This is a genomic window from Hymenobacter caeli (assembly GCF_013294115.1).
Taxonomy (GTDB): domain Bacteria; phylum Bacteroidota; class Bacteroidia; order Cytophagales; family Hymenobacteraceae; genus Hymenobacter; species Hymenobacter caeli.
This window is the reverse complement of sequence record NZ_JABSNP010000020.1, coordinates 39,252-56,467: the sequence shown is the minus strand read 5'-3', so window position 1 is coordinate 56,467 and position 17,216 is coordinate 39,252. Positions and strand designations below refer to the sequence as shown.

Below are 17,216 nucleotides of genomic sequence, written 5' to 3'. Positions count from 1 at the left end.
ACCACGTACACGCCGGTATGAACCGTTTTTTCTTTTGGCTGGTCCTGGCCGCGCTGCCCGGGCGGGCCGCCGTGGCCCAGACTCAGGCCCTGCCCTTGCCCCGCCCCAATTTTGCTGGCCTCTACCGCGACGTGCCCCGCGTGATGGCCGACACCCGCCGCGAGGGCGACAGCCTGCGCCTGTACGTGCGCCTGCCCGCCGGGGCCCCCACGGGGCCCGGCCAGCCGATGCGCGTCACGGCCTGGGCCGGCTACGAAGCGCCGGCCCCGCTGTGGCAGGACAGCATTCCGCGCCGACGGCAGCACTTGCGGCCCGACGCCACCGGCGGCACGCGGGCCAGCTTCTGCGTAGCGGCGGCCCGCGTGCCGGCGGGCACCGTGCTGCAAGTCCAGATTGGCCCCGTGGCCCCGCCCACCGCCCAGGACGCGGCCACCACTACCTGGCTGGTGCTGTCGGCCGAGCGCCTGGCCCGGCCGTTCGTCATCACCGATTCGGTGGGGCTGCCGCTGCTGCGGCCCTACGTGCGGGCCCGCGAAACCTTTCGAATCGATAACTACGGGCTGGTCCAGCCCGTGCGGCTGCGGCGCTACGCCGTGCCCCCCACCGCGGCCCTGCCGCCCATGACCGACCCCGCCACCGTGGCCGGGGGCCCCGCCACGCTGCCCCTGATTGATTCGGTGAACGTGCGCTCGAACCAGCTGCTGCGCTGCGACGACCCCAGCCTGATGGCCCTGCACGTGGGCGGCATCGGCGGGCAGGTGCCGCGCACCCTGGCCCTGCTGGTGGCCAACGGCGACTACCCCAACCTGCGCACCGCCGCCGAGCTCATCGACCCGCTGCGCTACCTCACCAGCACCGCCGAGCGCCAGCGCCTCGCCAACGCCCCCGACCCCAAGCGGGCCGTGGACGGCTTCTGGCTGACCGCCGCGCACGAAAACCAGTCCGTGGGCAAGGTCCTCATCCGCAACTACTACGGCCGCGTGGCGGCGGCCAACCGCCTCTTCCCCGCCCACAAGGCCGGCTTCCTCACCGACCGGGGCCTGCTGTACGTGGTGCTGGGCCCGCCCCAGCGGGTGCAGCGCCTGGCCACCGGCGACGAGCAGTGGTACTACGCGCAAGTGGGCCCCGGCGGGCCCCTTACCTTCAGCTTCCGCCCCCGGCCGAGTACCTTTGCGCCTGATAATTACGAATTAGTGCGCCGCCCCGAGTACGAAAAGCCTTGGTACGGTGCCGTGGAGCAATGGAGAACAGGACAGACCGCCCCGAGCGCCCCAGCAACCGACCCCAGCGGCCGGTAGCGGGCCGCCGCTTTTACGACGAGCAGAACCGGCCCGTCACGCCCAAACAGTTCCGGCCCGACCGTGACGCCGCCGACGACCTGGCTGCGGAGCCGCGCGCCAAGCCCCGGGGCCGCGGCGGCAGCGACAACCGCGACGACCAACCCGACCGCGGCAATGCCCCCGCCCGCCGCGATGGCGCCGCCCGCCCCCCCTACCGCCAGGACCGGCCCGAACGCGCTGAGCGCGGCGACGACCGCCCCCGCTACGAAAACCGGGCCCCGCAGCAAGACCGCAGCATCGACATGCTGTTCGGCCTGCGCCCCATTTTGGAGGCGCTGAACGCGGGCCGCACGCTGGAAAAAATCTTCCTGCTGCGCGGCACCAAAAACAGCCTCGTGGGTGACATCTCGGCCCTGGCCCGCACAGCGGGCATCCAGGTGCAGCAGGTGCCGGTGGAAAAGCTCGACGGCCTCACCCGCAAAAACCACCAGGGCGCGGTGGCCTTCGTCTCGCCCATCGACTACGCCCCGCTCGACGGCCTGCTCGCCGGCTTGTTTGAGGAAGGCAAGGTGCCGTTCCTGCTGCTGCTCGACCGCATCACCGACGTGCGCAACTTCGGGGCCATTGCCCGCACCGCCGAGTGCCTGGGCGTGCAGGCCCTGGTGGTGCCCTCGCACGGGGCCGCCCAAATCAACGGCGACGCCCTCAAAACCTCCGCCGGGGCCCTCAACATCCTGCCCGTGTGCCGCGAAAACAACTTGCAGGACACCATCCGCTTCCTCCAGCAATCGGGCGTGACGGTGGTGGCCTGCTCCGAAAAAGCCGACGAAGCCGTGGGCGCCGCCGCCGCCGATTTCTCGGGCCCCGTGGCCGTGCTCATGGGCTCGGAAGAAGACGGCATCGCCCCCGAGCTGCTCCGCCTGGCCGACGTGCGCCTGAAAGTGCCCATGACCGGCCAGATTCAGAGCCTCAACGTGTCGGTAGCGGCGGGCATCATGCTGTTCGAGGTAGCCCGCCAGCGGGTGAACGCCTAGTCCGACATTGTGAGTGGAACGCAGCTAATCCGCCCGCACGATTGATAGACCCGGAGATATGAAAAGCCCCGACTCTGCGCAGAGCCGGGGCTTTTTCGTTTAGTAGGGTGCTACCATCATGTCCTCATCCAGCTTCACCTTGTGGTCATGGGTCACGGCCACCAGTTCGCCCACCGTAGTTCCCAGATTACCCGCAATGGTAACATCCTTACCCTTCACAGTTACTACCACAGCTACTTCGCGGCGGTAATCCTCCTCCTGCTGCTTGTTGTAGAAGGCCGTGGTCTGGTCGGAGAGCGTGTACTGCACGCCGTTATTTTCGAACGTAAGCCGGTAATCTTCGATGCCGGAATTGTGAGCGCCGCCCCCACGCGTGTAAAACCAGTACGTGAACTTTCGCCAGCTACTGGCATCGAGCTTCGCGGGGTACTGCAGCTCAACCTTCGCCGCCGTGCCGAACCGGTACACCAAGTAGCTGCCTTTGGGGCCCCGGCAGAGGGTGGCTGTTTTGCCGCCGTTCGTTTTGAAGGAAAACACAGGCGTTTCCCCGGCCTGGCACAACGTGGCGGGTTTCGGTGGGGCCCCGGCGGTCGGCAGCCAGCTACTGCCGGCAAGAATACAAGCGAGTAAAAGCTTCACAAAAAGCTGATTATTAACGTTTAGTTGTAGCCCGCGCCCTTCTTGGCCTTCACGTCGGCTACGAACTCTTTCACGCGCTGCTCTTCGCTGCGCTTGCAGATGAGCAGCACGTTGTCGTACTCGGCGATGATGTAGTCTTCGAGGCCCTGCACCACCACGAGGCGCTCCGAGGGGGTTTTGATGACGCAGCCGGTGGTGTCGTACAGCAGCACGTCGCCGTTCACCATGTTGCCGTTTTCGTCCTGCTGGCCGATGCGGTGCAGCGAATCCCAGGTGCCCACGTCGCTCCACCCGAAGGCCGCGGGCAGCACGTACACGTTGTCGGCCTTCTCCATGATGCCGTAGTCGATGCTGATGTTGGGGCAGCGCGAGTAGGCTTCGCTGATGAAGGCGTCTTCCTGCGGGGTGCCGAGGGCGGCCGCCCCTTCCTCGAACACCTCGGCAATGTCGCCCAGGTGCTGCCGGAAAGCGTCCAGGATGGCGTCGGCCCGCCACACGAACAGGCCCGAGTTCCAGAGGAAGTCGCCGCTGTCCACGAACATCTTGGCCAGCTCCAGGTTCGGCTTTTCGGTGAAGGTTTTCACCTTGTGCAGTTGGCCCCCGGGCAGGCTCTGGCCGTCCATGTACTGGATGTAGCCGTAGCCGGTGTCGGGCCGCGAGGGGTGGATGCCCAGCGTCACGAGCACGTCGTTGGCGCGGGCCGCGTCCACGGCCAGGGCCATCACCCGTCGAAATTCGGGCTCGTTGGCCACCGCGTGGTCGGCGGGCGTCACGATGATGGTGGCCCGGGGGTCGCGCTGGGCAATGCGGTAGCTGGCGTAGGCGATGCAGGGGGCCGTGTTGCGCCCGATGGGCTCGCCCAGAACCTGGTCCGGGGGCAGCTGCGGCAGGTGCTGGTGCACGAGGGCGGCGTAGTCGCGGTTGGTCACCACGAACACGTTTTCGGGCGGGCACAGGCCGGCGAAGCGGTCCACCGTAACTTGCAGCATGGAGCGGCCCGTGCCCAGCACGTCGTGGAACTGCTTGGGGTGCGTGGTGCGGCTAAAGGGCCAGAACCGGCTGCCAATGCCGCCGGCCATCACCACGAGGTAGGTTGAATTCATAGGGGTAACAGCATAGTAATATTCCGCTGCAAGGTAGGCCGGTTTAAACCAGTCCTTCGCGCAGCAGGTCGTGCAGGTGGATAAACCCGGCGAACCGCTCGTTTTCCAGGACCACCAGCTGGGTGATGTTGCGGGCCTGCATCCGGGCCAGGGCCTCGGCGGCAAAGTCGTCGATGCCCACCGTGGCGGGCGCGGGCGTGAGGATGTCGCGGGCCCGCACCGTTTCCAGGTCGGTCAGGTGCCCGCCCAGCATCCGGCGCAGGTCGCCGTCGGTGATGATGCCGGCCAGGGCCCCGGCGGCGTTGAGCACGGCGGTGGCCCCCAGGCGCTTGCCCGAAATCTCCAGCAGCACCTCCTTCAGCGGCGCGTCGAGGCCCACGTGGGGGCGCTGGTTCTGGCGGCTCAGGTCGCCCACCGTCAGGTAGAGCTGCTTGCCCAGGGTGCCGCCGGGGTGCAGGCGGGCAAAGTCCTGGGCCGAGAAGTGGCGGGCCTCCAGCAGGCACACGGCCAGGGCGTCGCCCAGGGCCAGGGCGGCGGTGGTGCTGGTGGTGGGGGCCAGGTTGTTGGGGCAGGCCTCGCGGGCCACGGGGGCGTGCAGCACGTAGTCGGCCTGCTGGGCCAGGTACGAGTCGGCGTTGCTCACCAAGGCGGCCAGCGGCACGCCCCGGCGGCGCAGCAGCGGCACGAGCACCTTGATTTCGGCCGTGTCGCCGCTCTTGCTGATGGCCAGCACGAAGTCCTGGGCCTGAATCATGCCCAAATCGCCGTGGAGGGCGTCGGCCGCGTGCATGAACAGGGCCGGCGTGCCGGTGCCGTTGAGCGTGGCCACGATTTTGCCGGCGATGTGGGCGCTTTTGCCCACGCCCGTCACCGCCACGCGGCCCGTGAGGCCCAGGATGGCCGCCACGCAGCGGGCAAAATCGGGGGTGGCCCCCACGGCGTCGGCCACGCCGTAGAGGGCGGCGGCTTCTTCGTGCAGCACCTGGCGGGCGATGCGCAGCAGGTCGGGGGGGGCCAGGGCGGCGGCGGGGGCAGAAATCACGCAGTTTTTTATTCAAAATTACCTTAAAATGAACAAAATCGGCCTTTAAGAAGCGCTGGTGCTTATCTTCGTTACCAGCGCCCCACTCTCACCAATTCACCTGCCCTAAATTACGCTATGCCCGCACCAGCTCTGGCCGAAGCCCCCGAACGGGTGGCAACCCTCAAGCATACCCTGAAAGAAGTGTTCGGCTACGGCCAGTTCCGGGGGACCCAGGAGGCGGTGATTCACAACGTGCTGAGCGGCAGCAACACCTTCGTCATCATGCCCACGGGGGCCGGCAAAAGCCTGTGCTACCAGCTGCCGGCCCTGGTGGTGCCGGGCACGGCCATCGTCATCTCGCCGCTCATCGCCCTGATGAAGAACCAGGTGGACCAGCTCGGGGCCTTCGGCGTGAACGCCCAGGTGTACAACTCGACGCTGACCAAAACGGAGATGACGCGGGTGCGCAAAGACGTGATGAGCGGGGCCGTGCGCCTGCTCTACGTGGCCCCCGAAAGCCTGACCAAGGACGACACCATCGCCTTTTTGCAAAAGACGAACATCTCGTTCGTGGCCATCGACGAGGCCCACTGCATCTCGGAATGGGGCCACGATTTCCGGCCCGAGTACCGCAAGATTCGCGGCATCATCGACAACCTGGGGGGCAACATTCCCATCATTGCCCTCACGGCCACGGCCACGCCCAAGGTGCAGCTCGACATCCAGAAAAACCTGCAGATGGACGACGCCGGCGTGTTCAAAACGTCGTTCAACCGCACCAACCTGTACTACGAGGTGCGGGCCAAGCACAACACCAAGAAGCAGCTCATCCAGTACGTGAAGCTGCACAAGGGCAAGGCGGGCATTATTTACTGCCTGAGCCGCAAGAAGGTGGAGGAAATTGCCGAGCTGCTGCGCGTGAACGACGTGCGGGCCCGTCCCTACCACGCCGGCCTCGACCCGCACACGCGCATGGCCAACCAGGACGCGTTTCTGAGCGAGGACTGCGACGTGATTGTGGCCACCATCGCCTTCGGCATGGGCATCGACAAGCCCGACGTGCGCTTCGTCGTGCACTACGACGTGCCCAAGAGCATCGAGGGCTACTACCAGGAAACCGGCCGCGGCGGCCGCGACGGCCTGGAGGGCAACTGCCTGATGTTCTACAGCTACGACGACATCCTGAAGCTCGAGAAGTTCAGCAAGGACAAGCCGGTGACCGAGCGCGACAACGCCCACCAGCTGCTGGCCGAGATGACGAACTACGCCGAATCGTCGGTGTGCCGGCGGCGGCAGCTGCTGCACTACTTCGGCGAGACGCTGGAGCAGGACTGCGGCTTTTGCGACAACTGCCGCCACCCCAAGGAGCGGTTCGAGGGCCAGGAAGCCGTGGGCCTGGCCCTGCGGGCCGTGGTGCAAACCGAGGCCCGCTTCAACCTGAACCACGTGGGCCAGGTGCTGCTGGGCCTCAGCAACCCCCACATCGAGAGCTACGCCCACAACGCCCTGCCGGTGTACGGCCAGGGCAAGGCCTTGGGCGACGCCCAGTTCTGGCACTCGGTGCTGCGCCAGTGCCTGCTCAACGGCTTGCTGGAGAAGGACATCGACAGCATCGGCCTGGTGCGGATGACGGACCGGGGCCTGGACTTCATCGAAAACCCGCAGCCCATTACCCTCACCAAAGACCACAACTTCGAGGCCGAACAGAAAGCCGACGAGGACAAGGAAGAGGTGCAGCAGGCGGCCGGCCACGACGAGGCCTTGTTCGTGCTGCTCAAAGACTTGCGCAAGCAGGTGGCCAAGCAGAAGAACCTGCCGCCCTACGTGCTCTTCCAGGACCCCAGCCTGAAGGAGATGGCCACCACCTACCCCACCAGCCTCAGCGACCTGACCCACGTGGCGGGCGTGGGCCAGGGCAAGGCCCAGAAGTTCGGGGCCCCGTTCGTGGCGGCCATCAAGAAGTACGTGGAGGACAACGACATCGAAACGGCCGACGACGTGATAATCAAGTCGGCGGTGAACCGCTCGAAGATCAAAATCTACGTCATTCAGCAAATCGACAAAAAAACCATGCTGGAAGACATTGCCTCGTCGAAAGGCATCGGCATGGGCGAGCTGATGGAGGAAATCGAGCACATCTGCTACGCCGGCACCCGCCTCAACCTCGACTACTACCTGGAAGAAATGGTGGACGAGGACAAGCAGGACGAGATTTACGACTACTTCATGAAGGCCAGCACCGACAACATCGCCGTGGCCCTGAAAGAATTGGGCACCGACGATTTCACGGAAGAAGAAGTACGGCTGGTGCGGGTTAAGTTTCTGAGCGAAGTGGCGAACTAAGGACCACCGATTCAACGGATTTTTAACGGATTTAACGGATTTTTTTGCGGGTCCACTCCTGTATGATCGGGGTGTACTTTTTTGATTATTTATGACGCAGTTGGTTGATTTGGCGGAATACAACGAGCTGACGCACAAGATAATTGGTTGCGCGATGACGGTGCATCGCAAATTAGGGCGTGGGTTTTTAGAGGTCGTTTACCAGCGTTCGTTGGCCACCGAACTATTTAAACAAGAATTGCGGGCGGAGCGAGAGATTGAGTTGCCCGTTTACTGCGAAGACGAGAAATTCGGCTCCCGCAGGGTCGATTTTTTTGTTGATGGGCGGGTAGTTGTTGAAATAAAGGCCGCCTCCTGCATATTGCCTGCGTACCATGCCCAGCTTATCAACTACCTTGAAGTATTCAAAATCCCGGTTGCCCTGTTAATAAATTTCGGCACCCCCAGCCTGGAATTCAAACGATTCGTAAAAGCCGCCAAGTAATAAGAGGCCAGGTAAAAAAAGGCGCGAAACCCCAAAAAAATCCGTTAAATCTGTGGTCTTGTGTGGATAGTATTTTCTTTGCTGGCGGCGCTGGTCACGGCTGTTGTGGTCGTTTTATCCAAAGCGGGCATCAAGAATGTGCCGCCGAGCCTGGCCTTCGCCGTGCAGTCGGTGCTGATAATTGTGGTGGCGTGGAGCGCGGTGGCGTGGCAGGGCCTGTGGCCCGAAATTGGGCGCATTGAGCGCAAAACCTGGCTGCTTCTGCTGGCCGCGGGCGTGCTCACGGGCGTGTCGTCGCTGCTTTCGTTCCGGGCGCTGTCGCTGGGCGACGCCTCGCGGGTGTCGCCGCTCGACAAGGTGTCGCTGGTGTTTGCCATCGTGCTAGCGGCCGTGTTCCTCAAAGAAAAGCTGAACTGGCAGGTGGCCTTGGGGGCCGCCCTGATGGTGGGCGGGGCCGTCGTCATTGCCCTGTCGGAGCCCGGCAAGTAGCGGCCTATTGGGGGTCGCCGCCGCCCCTGGGGCAGCCGGCGCAGTAGCCGGCGGGCGGGGGCCCGCCGAGCAGCGTTTCGGTTTCGAGCAGCAAAGCCGTCATCTCCACCAGCTCTTGCAGCTGGGCCAGCTCGGCGCGGGTGAACACCAGGGCCAGGCGCTCGGCGGGGGTGCGCAGGGCCACGCAGCGGGCCCCGGCGTCGGCTACGGGGTGCTGGGCCACCTGGTAGGCCGTGGCCGCCACCGACTCGCGAAAGCCGGCAAACTCGACCGGCGTGAGGGCCATGGCCACCGGGCCAAAGCACAGGTGCAGGTAGCCGGTGCGCGGGCAGCGCACACAGTAGCCAAACGCGTTGTGGTGCAAGAACTTCGCCATGAGAATTACCCTGAAAATAATGGGTTAGCGGGCCGGAACCGGTACGGCCGCGCCCCGGGCGGCGGGCCGCGGGCGGGCCTTGTGGCGGCGGCCCCACCACAGCAGCGTGCCGGTGACGGGCAGGCTGGCGCAAATCAGGCTGACCAGCAGCGCCACGATTTTGCCGCCCAGGCCCAGCAGCTGGCCGGTGTGCAGGTCGTAGTTGAGGTCGCCGAGCTTTTTGCCGGCGCTTTTGCCCGCGTGGGGCAGGGCCCGCAGCAGCCGGCCCGACACGGGGTGGAAGTAGAACTCGTCGCGGTGGTAGTAGTGCAGCGCCCGCTGGTAGGCCAAGCAGTACACGGGTTCGCGGGGCCCCGCCACCGGGCCGATGAGCACCATGTCGGCCGTGGGCGAGCGCTGCCGCACCTGCCGGTACACCGCATCGAGCAGCGGCTGGGACGGGGCCCCGGCCGCCGCCAGCGGGGCGGGGCGGGGCGGAATTTCTTCGAGGGGGTAGTGGCGGCCGGCGTTGGCCAGGGTGCTGGCCGCCTGCTGCCACGCGCCAAAGCTGATGAACAGGCCCGTGAGCGCGACGACGAACGCCCCCGCGGCCACGTAGAAGCCGACCACCTGGTGCAGGTCGTAGTTGCGCCGCCGCCACGGCGCTCCCCACTTCACGCGCAGGCGCTGCAGCCGCTCGTGCCGGCGCTTGGGCCACCACAGCACCAGCCCCGTGCCCAGCAGCACCAAAAAGATGGCGATGGCCACGCCCACCGCCCACCCGCCCACCGGCGGCGGCAGCAGCAACGACGTGTGGATGGCCTCCACAATGGTGAAAAAGTCGCGCCGCAGGTTTTGCTCGTGCAGCACCTGCCCGGTATAAGGGTTCAAGGCTGCCAGGTACTGGGCCCCGGCCCGGTCGGCGAAGGCCACCGTGGCCGCGCGGCCGGGCCCGTAGTAGGCCGTCCACGACGGCTGGGCCCCCGGGTGCCGCGCCACCACGGCCGCTTGCAGCCGCGCGGGCGGCAGCGGGGCCCCGGCGGCCGGCGCGGCGGCCCAGCGCCACGGTTCGGTGGCGTCGCGAATCTCGTCCTGAAACACGTAAATGGCCCCCGTCAAGCTCACGACGAACACCACCAGCCCCGACGCGAGGCCGAGCCAGAGGTGAAGTTGGCCGACGGCTTTTTTAAGGGTCATTTTGTGTTTGGCTGTTGGCTAATAGCTGTTGGCTATTAGCTTTTTGTTGGGACGAAAGCTAAAGACCAGCAACGTAGCGTTAGAACTTATAGGCCACGCTGCCCACCACGCTGCGCAGCTTCTGCGCGTTCATGGTGGTGTAGCCCGTCCAGTAGTGCTTATCGGTGAGGTTGTCCATCTTCACCCCCAGGCGGTACTTGGGCTGGTCGTAGAACAGGCTGGCGTTCAGCACCGTGTACTGGGGCAAGATGAACACGTTGGTGGTCGTGTTCTGAATTTTGTTGTCGCTGGCGTAGTTGCCGCCGAAGCCCGCGCCCAGTCCCCGGGCCCGGCCGGTGGCCACGCGGTAGCTCAGCCACAGGTTGGCCAGGTACGGCGACGACGCCGTGTTGGGCCGCAGGCCGTCCACGTCGGGGCTGGAGTTGGTGAACTTGGAGTCGTTGTAGGCGAAGCCGGCCACCACGTTCACGCCCCGCACGGGGTTGGCAATTACGTTCACCTCCACGCCCCGGCTGCGCTGGGTGCCGTTCTGGGTCTGGGCCGTGTTCAGGGCCAGGGTGGGCGTGCTGCGCAACAGGTCCTTCACCCGGATGTCGTAGTAGCTCACGGTGGCGCTGAGCCGGCCCCCGGCCGCGTCGAGCTTCACGCCGGCCTCGGCCTGGTTGGCGTGCTCGGGCTTGGCCCGCACCACGTTGCCTTCCGTGTCCTGGAACGAGTTCAGGTTGGTGAAGCTGTTCTGGTAGTTGGCGAACAGGGCCACCCGGTCCTGCACCGGCTGGTACACCACGCCGAATTTGGGCGACAGCGCCGTTTGCTGGTACGCGTCCACCGGCACGTACAGCACGCCGCCCTGGTTGTCGAAGCGGTCGAGGCGCAGCGCGGCCAGCACGCTCAGCCGGTCGGTCAGGTTCAGCACGTCCGACGCGAAGGCGCTGTACGTGTTCGTCTTCGTCGTGATTGGGTAGGTGCCGGGCGGGGTTTTGGCGTAGGCGGCACGCACGGCGGCCCCCGTGAAGGTGCGGTAGGCGTCGCCGGGCAGGCCCAGCTTCACCACGTCGAAGCCGCCGCCGAAGAAGCTGATGTTCGAGTCGAGGCGCAGGAAATCGAGGCCCAGCACCACGCGGTTGCGCAGGCTGCCCACCCGAAAATCGCCGTTGAATAACTGCTGCACCTCGTAGGCCTGCAAGGTGCTGTTGCCCGTCGATTGGTCGGCGCGGGCCAGGTAGTGGGCCCCGGCGGGGGCCGCCGCGTCGCCGGTGGCCACGGCGTCGGGCACCAGGTAGAAGTAGGGCCCGAAGCCGTTGGAGTAGCTGCGGCTGGTGCTCAGGTTGGTGGACGACGTGAAGCTGGGCGAGAGGCGGTAGTGCACCTGCCCGAAGAAGTTGGTGCTGTGCGACTGCTGCGTCAGCCCGTCGCCCGTGTACGACTGGCGGTAGTCCACCGGCAGCTCGTCGGCCCGCGTGGCACCGAGCTGCGCCGACGGGAAGTAGAAGAAAATGAGCTGCTTGCCCACGTTCGAGCCCCGGAAAACCTCGGCGTCGAGGTTGATGGTCAGCCGGTCGTTGGGCCGGAACTGCAGGCTCGGGGCAATGGACAGGTTCTTGGTGAAGCCGGGGTAGCCCTGGTTCTGGAAGCTGTCTTCGTAGTTGTAAGCCGTGTTCAGGCGGAAGGCCAGGGTTTTGGCCGCGTTGAGCGGTGCGTTCACGTCGGCGCTCACGCGGTGGAAGCCGTAGCTGCCGCCGGCCACCGCCACCTCGCCCCCAAACGTTTCGTTGGGTTTCTTGGTCACGCGGTTCAGCAGGCCGCCGTACGAGGTGAGGGCGCTGCCGAAGAGCGTGGCCGAGGGCCCCTTGATGACTTCGAGCTTCTCCAGGTTGCTGGCGTCGATGTCGCTGGTTACGTTGCCGGCGATGCCGTTGCGCAGCCGGCTTTGCAGCACGAAGCCCCGGCTGTTGTAGTAGCCGCCGCCGTCGCCGGCGCGGCCCGTGGCCTCCCACATGCGCTGCACGCCGGGGGCGTTGCGCAGGGCGTCGTCCACGGTGTACACCAGCTGCTCGGCCAGCACTTCCTTGCCCACGGTGGCGTACACCTGCGGGTTTTCGAGGTTGGTGAGCGGCATTTTGCCCACGTAGTCCGACGCTTTGCGGGCGAAGCGGTTCACGCGGTTGGCCCGCACCACCACTTCGGCCAGCTGGGCGGCGTTTTCGGTCAGCACAAAATCCACCGCCGCGGCCTGGCCGCCGCGCACCGTCACCGGGCGCTCGGCCGTTTGCAGGCCCAGGGCCGACACCACCAGCGTGTAGGAGCCGTCGCGCACGCGCTCCAGCCCGTAGCGGCCCTGCTCGTCGGTGATGGCCCCCTGGCCCTGCCCCTTCAGGCCCACCGTCACGGCTTCCGCCGGGGCCCCGTCCGAAGTCGTGACGCGCCCGCGAATGGCCCCTTGCTGCGCCTGCGCCGCTGCCACCGTGCCCACGGCCAGCGCCGCGGCCAGGCCCATGTTTTTCCAATAGTTCATGCGTGTCAACCCGCTGGTCGTGCTCTGCTTGCCTTAGTCGCACCGGGCCCGGCACCGCGCCGGGGCCCCGCAGCGAGGCTTTTATTGTTTAGACTTATTCTAAACAGTAGCAAAGATAAGGAAGCGCATCGGGTAGGCAAGTTCTATTTAGAATTTTTCCAAATAAAAAACCTGACGTAAAAAAGCCCCGCACCAACGGGTGCGGGGCTTTTTAAACAATTGTGAGCAGCATTGCCCCAGTGATTAGCGGCAATGGTTGGCCCCTAGCAGTACTCCTCGAACGCGCCTTGCAGGTTGTTGACGATGCGCATCAGGTCGTTGCCTTCGATGTGGTAGCGTTCGATCATGTGCACCAATTCGCCGTCTTTGAACAGGCCGATGCAGGGCGACGAGGGCGGGTAGGGCAGCAGGTGCTCGCGCATTTTGGCCACGGCGTCGGTTTCCATGCCGGCGAACACGGTCACGAGCTTGCCGGGCTTTTTGTCGGCGCTGGCGAGGGCCATTTTCAGGGCGGGGCGGGCCTTGGAGGCGGCGCAGCCGCACACCGAGTTCACGGCCACCAGCACGGTGCCTTCGGTCCCGGCCAGCGAAGCATCGACTTCGGCCGGGGTCATGAGTTGCTCAAAGCCCACATCGGTGAGGTCCTGGCGGATGGGGGCCACCATGTATTCGGGGTAAACTGCCATAATCGGGAAGATTTAAAACCAATGAAGCGCACGCGGCGCTCAGCAAAGATACGCCGCGCCGGATGGGGGCAAAAACCCGGGGCCGGGCAAAAAGTTCGGCCGGGCCGTACCGGTCGATGAGGGGGCGGCGTTGGTCGGTAAATGCCCGCGGCTGGCGTTATTCTTAGTACTTTGCTGAAGTTAATTGGCCGGGTCCCGGCCCAGTCCGCATCCTACCTAAATCTTATCGTTTCTTCATTCCATTCTATGCGATTCCGACACGTTACCAACCTCGGCCGGGCGGCATTGGCGGGCCTGGTGTGGGCGGCCGGGGCCCTGGGGGCCCGCGCCCAAACCGAGCAAGGCACACCGTTCCGCCTCCCGCCTCCGGCCCCGCGCACGGCCAAAACTTTCACCCCTTACCAGCGCACCGACCCCAACTCGCGCTTCGGCCCCGAGCTGCAGCAAGTGTACCGGGCGGCCACGGCCAGCGGCCGCGGCAGCACCCCCGCCAACCTGCAAGCCGCCCACCCGCAGCTGCGCCTGAGCAAGGACGGGGCCGCCGTGCTGGTCCACATCACGGCCAACGACGTGGCGGCGCTACTGCCGGCGTTGCAGGCGCGGGGCTTCGTGGTGGTGGCCAGCCGGCCCGATTTGCACTTTGTGGACGGCATGCTGCCGGTGGCCCAGCTGGCCCCCGGCGCGGGCGGCCTGGAGGCCCTGGCGGCCCAGGGCCTGCTGGGCGTGCTGCCCGCGTGGCGGCCCGTGACGCGCACCGGCCGCGTGACCACCCAGGCCGACTACGTGCTGGAAGCCGCCCGCACCCGCGCCACCCGCCCCAAGGCCCTCACCGGGGCGGGCGTGCGGATGGGTATACTCAGCGACTCGTACAACTCGCTGAAGGGCGCGGCCAACGACATGGCCTCGAACGACTTGCCGGCGGCCGGCGTGCAGGTGCTCAGCGACCTGGGCGACGGCGAGGGCACCGACGAGGGCCGGGCCATGTGCCAGCTTATTTACGACCTGGCCCCCGGGGCCCCGCTGGTGTTCAGCACGGCCTACAACACGGAGGCCGACTTTGCCCAGCACATCATCGACCTGGCCGACCCGGCCAAGGGCAACTGCAAAATCATCGTCGACGACATTGCCTACTTCGCCGAGCCCTACTTCCAGGACGGCGTGGTGGCCCAGGCCATAACGCAAGTGACGAGCCAGCGCGGGGTGACTTACTTCTCGTCGGCCGGCAACAACGCCGACCAGAGCTACGAGAACAACGCCCCGGCCTTTGTGGTGGGGGCCAAAAACCTGGCCCGCCTCAACTTTAACAACGCCGGCGGCACCGACGTGGCCCAGCGGTTTTCGGTGCCCGCGGGCACCGACATGACGGTGGCCTTGCAGTGGAGCGACCCGTTTTATACCACCGCCGGCGTAAGAACTGACCTCGACGCCTACATCATCTCCTCGCGTGGCGACACGGTGGACGTGTCGAACAGCAACAACACCGGGGCCCGTGGCAACCAGGCCCCCGTCGAAATCACGGGCTTCACCAACGACACGACCCAGACGCACACCACCCTGTTCGATTTGGTGATTGTGCGCCGCGCCAACACCGCCAACCCCGCCCGCATCAAGTACATTGCCCTGAGCGACGGGCAGCCCACCGAGTGGCTCACGCACAGCGGCACCGTGGTGGGGCACGCGGCGGCGGCGGCGGCCAACGCCGTGGCGGCGGTGGCGTACTTCGACCCGGGCACGGTCGATTCTTATTCCTCCAAGGGCAGCCCCACCATTCTGTTCAACCCCAACGGCACGGCCCTGGCCGCGCCCGTGACGCGCCCCAAGCCCGATTTTACATCGGTGGACGGCGGCAACACTACGTTTTTCGGCCAGGACGCCGAAGGCGATAATCTGCCCAACTTCTTCGGCACTTCGGCGGCGGCCCCCGACGCGGCGGCCGTGGCGGCCCTGCTGCTGCAATCGGAGCCGACCCTGACGCCGGCCCAGGTGGCGGCCCGCCTCGCGGCCACGGCCCGGCCGGTGGGCGGCCAGACGGGTTTCAGTACCCTCACCGGGGCCGGGCTGATCGACGCCTTCACGGCCGTGTACGGCTTCCCGGTGGCCGTGACGCCGCCGGCGGTGGAGGACCTGGAGAAGCGGGCCCTGCCCGTGAGCTGGACCGTGAACAGCACCAAGGCCGGCCGGGTGCAGGTGGCCACCGGCACGGGCGCGGCCTCGGGCACGTCGTACCTGCTGATGGACAACGCCTTTTCCGCCACCACCGCTTACCAGGGCCTGAACGAGGCGGTGTGGTACGCCAAAAACACGCCCGGCCAGGACCTGCTCCTCACCTTCCGCCAGCGCAAGTTCACGGCCGAAACCGACAACGTGCTGCCCACCCAGTTCACGGGCTCCAGCAACGGCGACGGCGTGGCCCTGAGCGTGGACGGCGGCACCACCTGGTACCGGCTGGTGAGCCTGACGGGTACCGGCTCGACCACGACCTTTAAGACGCAGTCGGTGAACCTGACCCAGTTTGCCACGGCCAATAACCTGACGCTGGGCACCGACGTGCGGGTGAAATTTCAGCAGTACGGCTCCCGCCCGTCCGACGCGACCTTGGCCAGCAGCCGGGGCGGCATGGCCTTCGACGACATTGCCTTTACCTCGGCCACGCCCGCGCCGGTACCGCTCTACACCAGCACCCAGCCGCTGGTGGGCTGCCCCGGCCTGGTAGTGGCCTTCCGCGACTCGTCGCTGTTCCGGCCCACTGCCTGGGCCTGGACGTTTGCCGGCGGCACGCCGGCCACCGCCACCAACCCCAACCCCACGGTGAGCTACAACGCCCCCGGGCGCTTCGCCGTGACGCTGCAAGTGAGCAACGCCAACGGCACGGCCACCCGCGTGGACACCGGCTACGTGGTGGTGTACGGCCGGGCCCCGCAGGCCACGGCCGTGGCCAGCCGCGCGCGCATTTGCCCCGGGGGCCAGGTCGCCTTCACCAGCCAAACCGCTTTCTGCCCCGGCACCTACGCCTGGTCGTTTCCCGGGGGCTCGCCGGCTACGGCCAACACCGCCGCGGCCACCGTCACCTACGCCGCGGCCGGCATTTACACCGCCACCCTCACCGTGGCCAACGCCTACGGCAGCACCACGTCCACGGTCAGCATCGAGGTGACGGCCGGCAGCGGCCTGCCCTTTGCCGAGACGTTCGACGCCTCGACCAGCCTGCCGGCGGGCTGGGCGGTGATAAACCCCGACGGCCAGTTTGCCTGGACGCTGGCCGACGGCCTCATCGGCCGCTCGGGGGCCGGCACCCGCGCCGCCCGGGCCCCGTTTGCCCCCGACGCCCACGTGGGCGAGCGCGACGTGCTGCAAACCCCGCCCCTCAACCTGAGCACGGCCCAGCCCACCCTGCGCTTCGACCTGGCCTACGCGCCCATCATCCCCGCCGCCGCCGGCCCCGACTCGCTGGTGGTGCAGGTGGTGGACGCCTGCACGCTGGCCGTGCTGGGCCGCCCCTACGCCAAAGGCGCTACCGGCAGCCTGGGCACCGCGGCCGCCCAAAACACCTATTTTGTGCCCTCCGCCGCCAGCCAGTGGCGGCAGGAGCTGGTGGACCTGACGCCCTACGCGGGCAAAAACGTGCTGCTGCGTTTCGCGGGCTACAACGGCTACGGCAACTACCTCTACGTGGACAACGTGAACGTGGGCAACCAGCTGCTGTCGCTCACCAGCGCGGCCGCGGCCGCCGGGCTCGAAGCCTGGCCCAACCCCACGGCCGCCGGCACGGCCCTGCACGTGCGCCTGCCCGCCCAGAGCGGCGGGGGCCGGCTCCGCCTCGTCGACGAGCTGGGCCGCACCGTGTGGCAAGCCGAGCTCACGGCCGCCGCCGCCAGCACCGAGCAGCTCCTGACCACCCCCGTGGCCCCGGGCCTATACAACGTGGTGTACAGTCCGCTGAACGGAGTGCCCGCCGCCCGCCGCATCCTGATCCAATAGCGCGGTTTCAGGGCCTGGCCCCTGCCGGCTAGGCGTTGCTCAAAAGGGAAGGGTTAAAGTGGCTTTATGCCTTTTAGCCCTTCCCTTTT

Annotated in this window: 13 protein-coding genes; 6 read left to right on the top strand and 7 right to left on the bottom strand. The window is 66.6% G+C overall.

Translation table 11 applies throughout. The features are described from left to right. The first annotated feature begins 17 nt into the window (after positions 1–17). Entirely contained in the window at positions 18–1,298 is a 1,281-nt protein-coding gene (locus HNP98_RS17865) for a GWxTD domain-containing protein (RefSeq protein ID WP_173811540.1), read from the top strand. Continuing rightward, positions 1,241–2,314 carry a 23S rRNA (guanosine(2251)-2'-O)-methyltransferase RlmB gene (gene rlmB / locus HNP98_RS17860; RefSeq protein ID WP_173811539.1) on the top strand — a complete coding sequence of 358 codons (1,074 nt, stop codon included), beginning with the start codon at positions 1,241–1,243 and terminating at the stop codon, positions 2,312–2,314. Before HNP98_RS17865 ends, rlmB begins: the two co-directional genes overlap by 58 nt. A 99-nt stretch (positions 2,315–2,413) precedes the next feature. Here rlmB and HNP98_RS17855 read toward each other — a convergent pair whose 3' ends face one another. From HNP98_RS17855 to HNP98_RS17845, 3 genes are all read right to left on the bottom strand, one after another. After that, the gene (locus tag HNP98_RS17855; protein ID WP_173811538.1) at positions 2,414–2,851 is read right to left on the bottom strand and encodes a hypothetical protein; all 438 of its coding nucleotides are present in this window, start codon (positions 2,849–2,851) and stop codon (positions 2,414–2,416) included. A gap of 122 nt (positions 2,852–2,973) precedes the next feature. Then, positions 2,974–4,056 (bottom strand): mannose-1-phosphate guanylyltransferase, encoded by a 1,083-nt coding sequence (locus HNP98_RS17850; RefSeq protein ID WP_173811537.1) that lies wholly within the window; start codon positions 4,054–4,056, stop codon positions 2,974–2,976. 43 nt (positions 4,057–4,099) lie between these two features. Beyond that, positions 4,100–5,095, bottom strand: coding sequence for a KpsF/GutQ family sugar-phosphate isomerase (locus HNP98_RS17845; RefSeq protein ID WP_380267544.1), 996 nt, complete (start codon positions 5,093–5,095; stop codon positions 4,100–4,102). Positions 5,096–5,215: 120 nt separating this feature from the next. On the opposite strand from HNP98_RS17845, the gene recQ reads away from it, so the two are divergent. The 3 genes from recQ to HNP98_RS17830 all read left to right on the top strand — a co-directional run bounded on the left by recQ (position 5,216) and on the right by HNP98_RS17830 (position 8,396). Beyond that, on the top strand, positions 5,216–7,423 hold the full coding sequence (gene recQ / locus HNP98_RS17840; RefSeq protein WP_173811536.1) for a DNA helicase RecQ: 2,208 nt from the start codon (positions 5,216–5,218) through the stop codon (positions 7,421–7,423). 91 nt (positions 7,424–7,514) lie between these two features. Next, on the top strand, positions 7,515–7,907 hold the full coding sequence (locus tag HNP98_RS17835) for a GxxExxY protein (RefSeq protein ID WP_173811535.1): 393 nt from the start codon (positions 7,515–7,517) through the stop codon (positions 7,905–7,907). A gap of 60 nt (positions 7,908–7,967) precedes the next feature. After that, positions 7,968–8,396, top strand: coding sequence for an EamA family transporter (locus HNP98_RS17830; RefSeq protein WP_173811534.1), 429 nt, complete (start codon positions 7,968–7,970; stop codon positions 8,394–8,396). Positions 8,397–8,400: 4 nt separating this feature from the next. On the opposite strand, the gene HNP98_RS17825 is transcribed toward HNP98_RS17830, so the two are convergent. The 4 genes from HNP98_RS17825 to HNP98_RS17810 form a co-directional block, all read right to left on the bottom strand. Then, positions 8,401–8,772: a DUF6686 family protein gene (locus tag HNP98_RS17825; RefSeq protein WP_173811533.1), complete on the bottom strand. Its 372-nt coding sequence runs from the start codon at positions 8,770–8,772 to the stop codon at positions 8,401–8,403. 24 nt (positions 8,773–8,796) lie between these two features. Beyond that, positions 8,797–9,948 (bottom strand): PepSY-associated TM helix domain-containing protein, encoded by a 1,152-nt coding sequence (locus HNP98_RS17820; protein WP_173811532.1) that lies wholly within the window; start codon positions 9,946–9,948, stop codon positions 8,797–8,799. Positions 9,949–10,027: 79 nt separating this feature from the next. After that, complete coding sequence (locus HNP98_RS17815; protein WP_246275201.1) at positions 10,028–12,463, bottom strand: TonB-dependent receptor; 2,436 nt, start codon at positions 12,461–12,463, stop codon at positions 10,028–10,030. Positions 12,464–12,726: 263 nt separating this feature from the next. After that, a complete protein-coding gene (locus HNP98_RS17810) occupies positions 12,727–13,149 on the bottom strand; it encodes a BrxA/BrxB family bacilliredoxin (RefSeq protein WP_173811531.1) in 423 nt (140 codons plus the stop codon). Positions 13,150–13,395: 246 nt separating this feature from the next. Between HNP98_RS17810 and HNP98_RS17805 the strand changes: the two genes are divergently transcribed. After that, a complete protein-coding gene (locus HNP98_RS17805; RefSeq protein ID WP_173811530.1) occupies positions 13,396–17,127 on the top strand; it encodes a PKD domain-containing protein in 3,732 nt (1,243 codons plus the stop codon). Positions 17,128–17,216 lie beyond the last annotated feature (89 nt).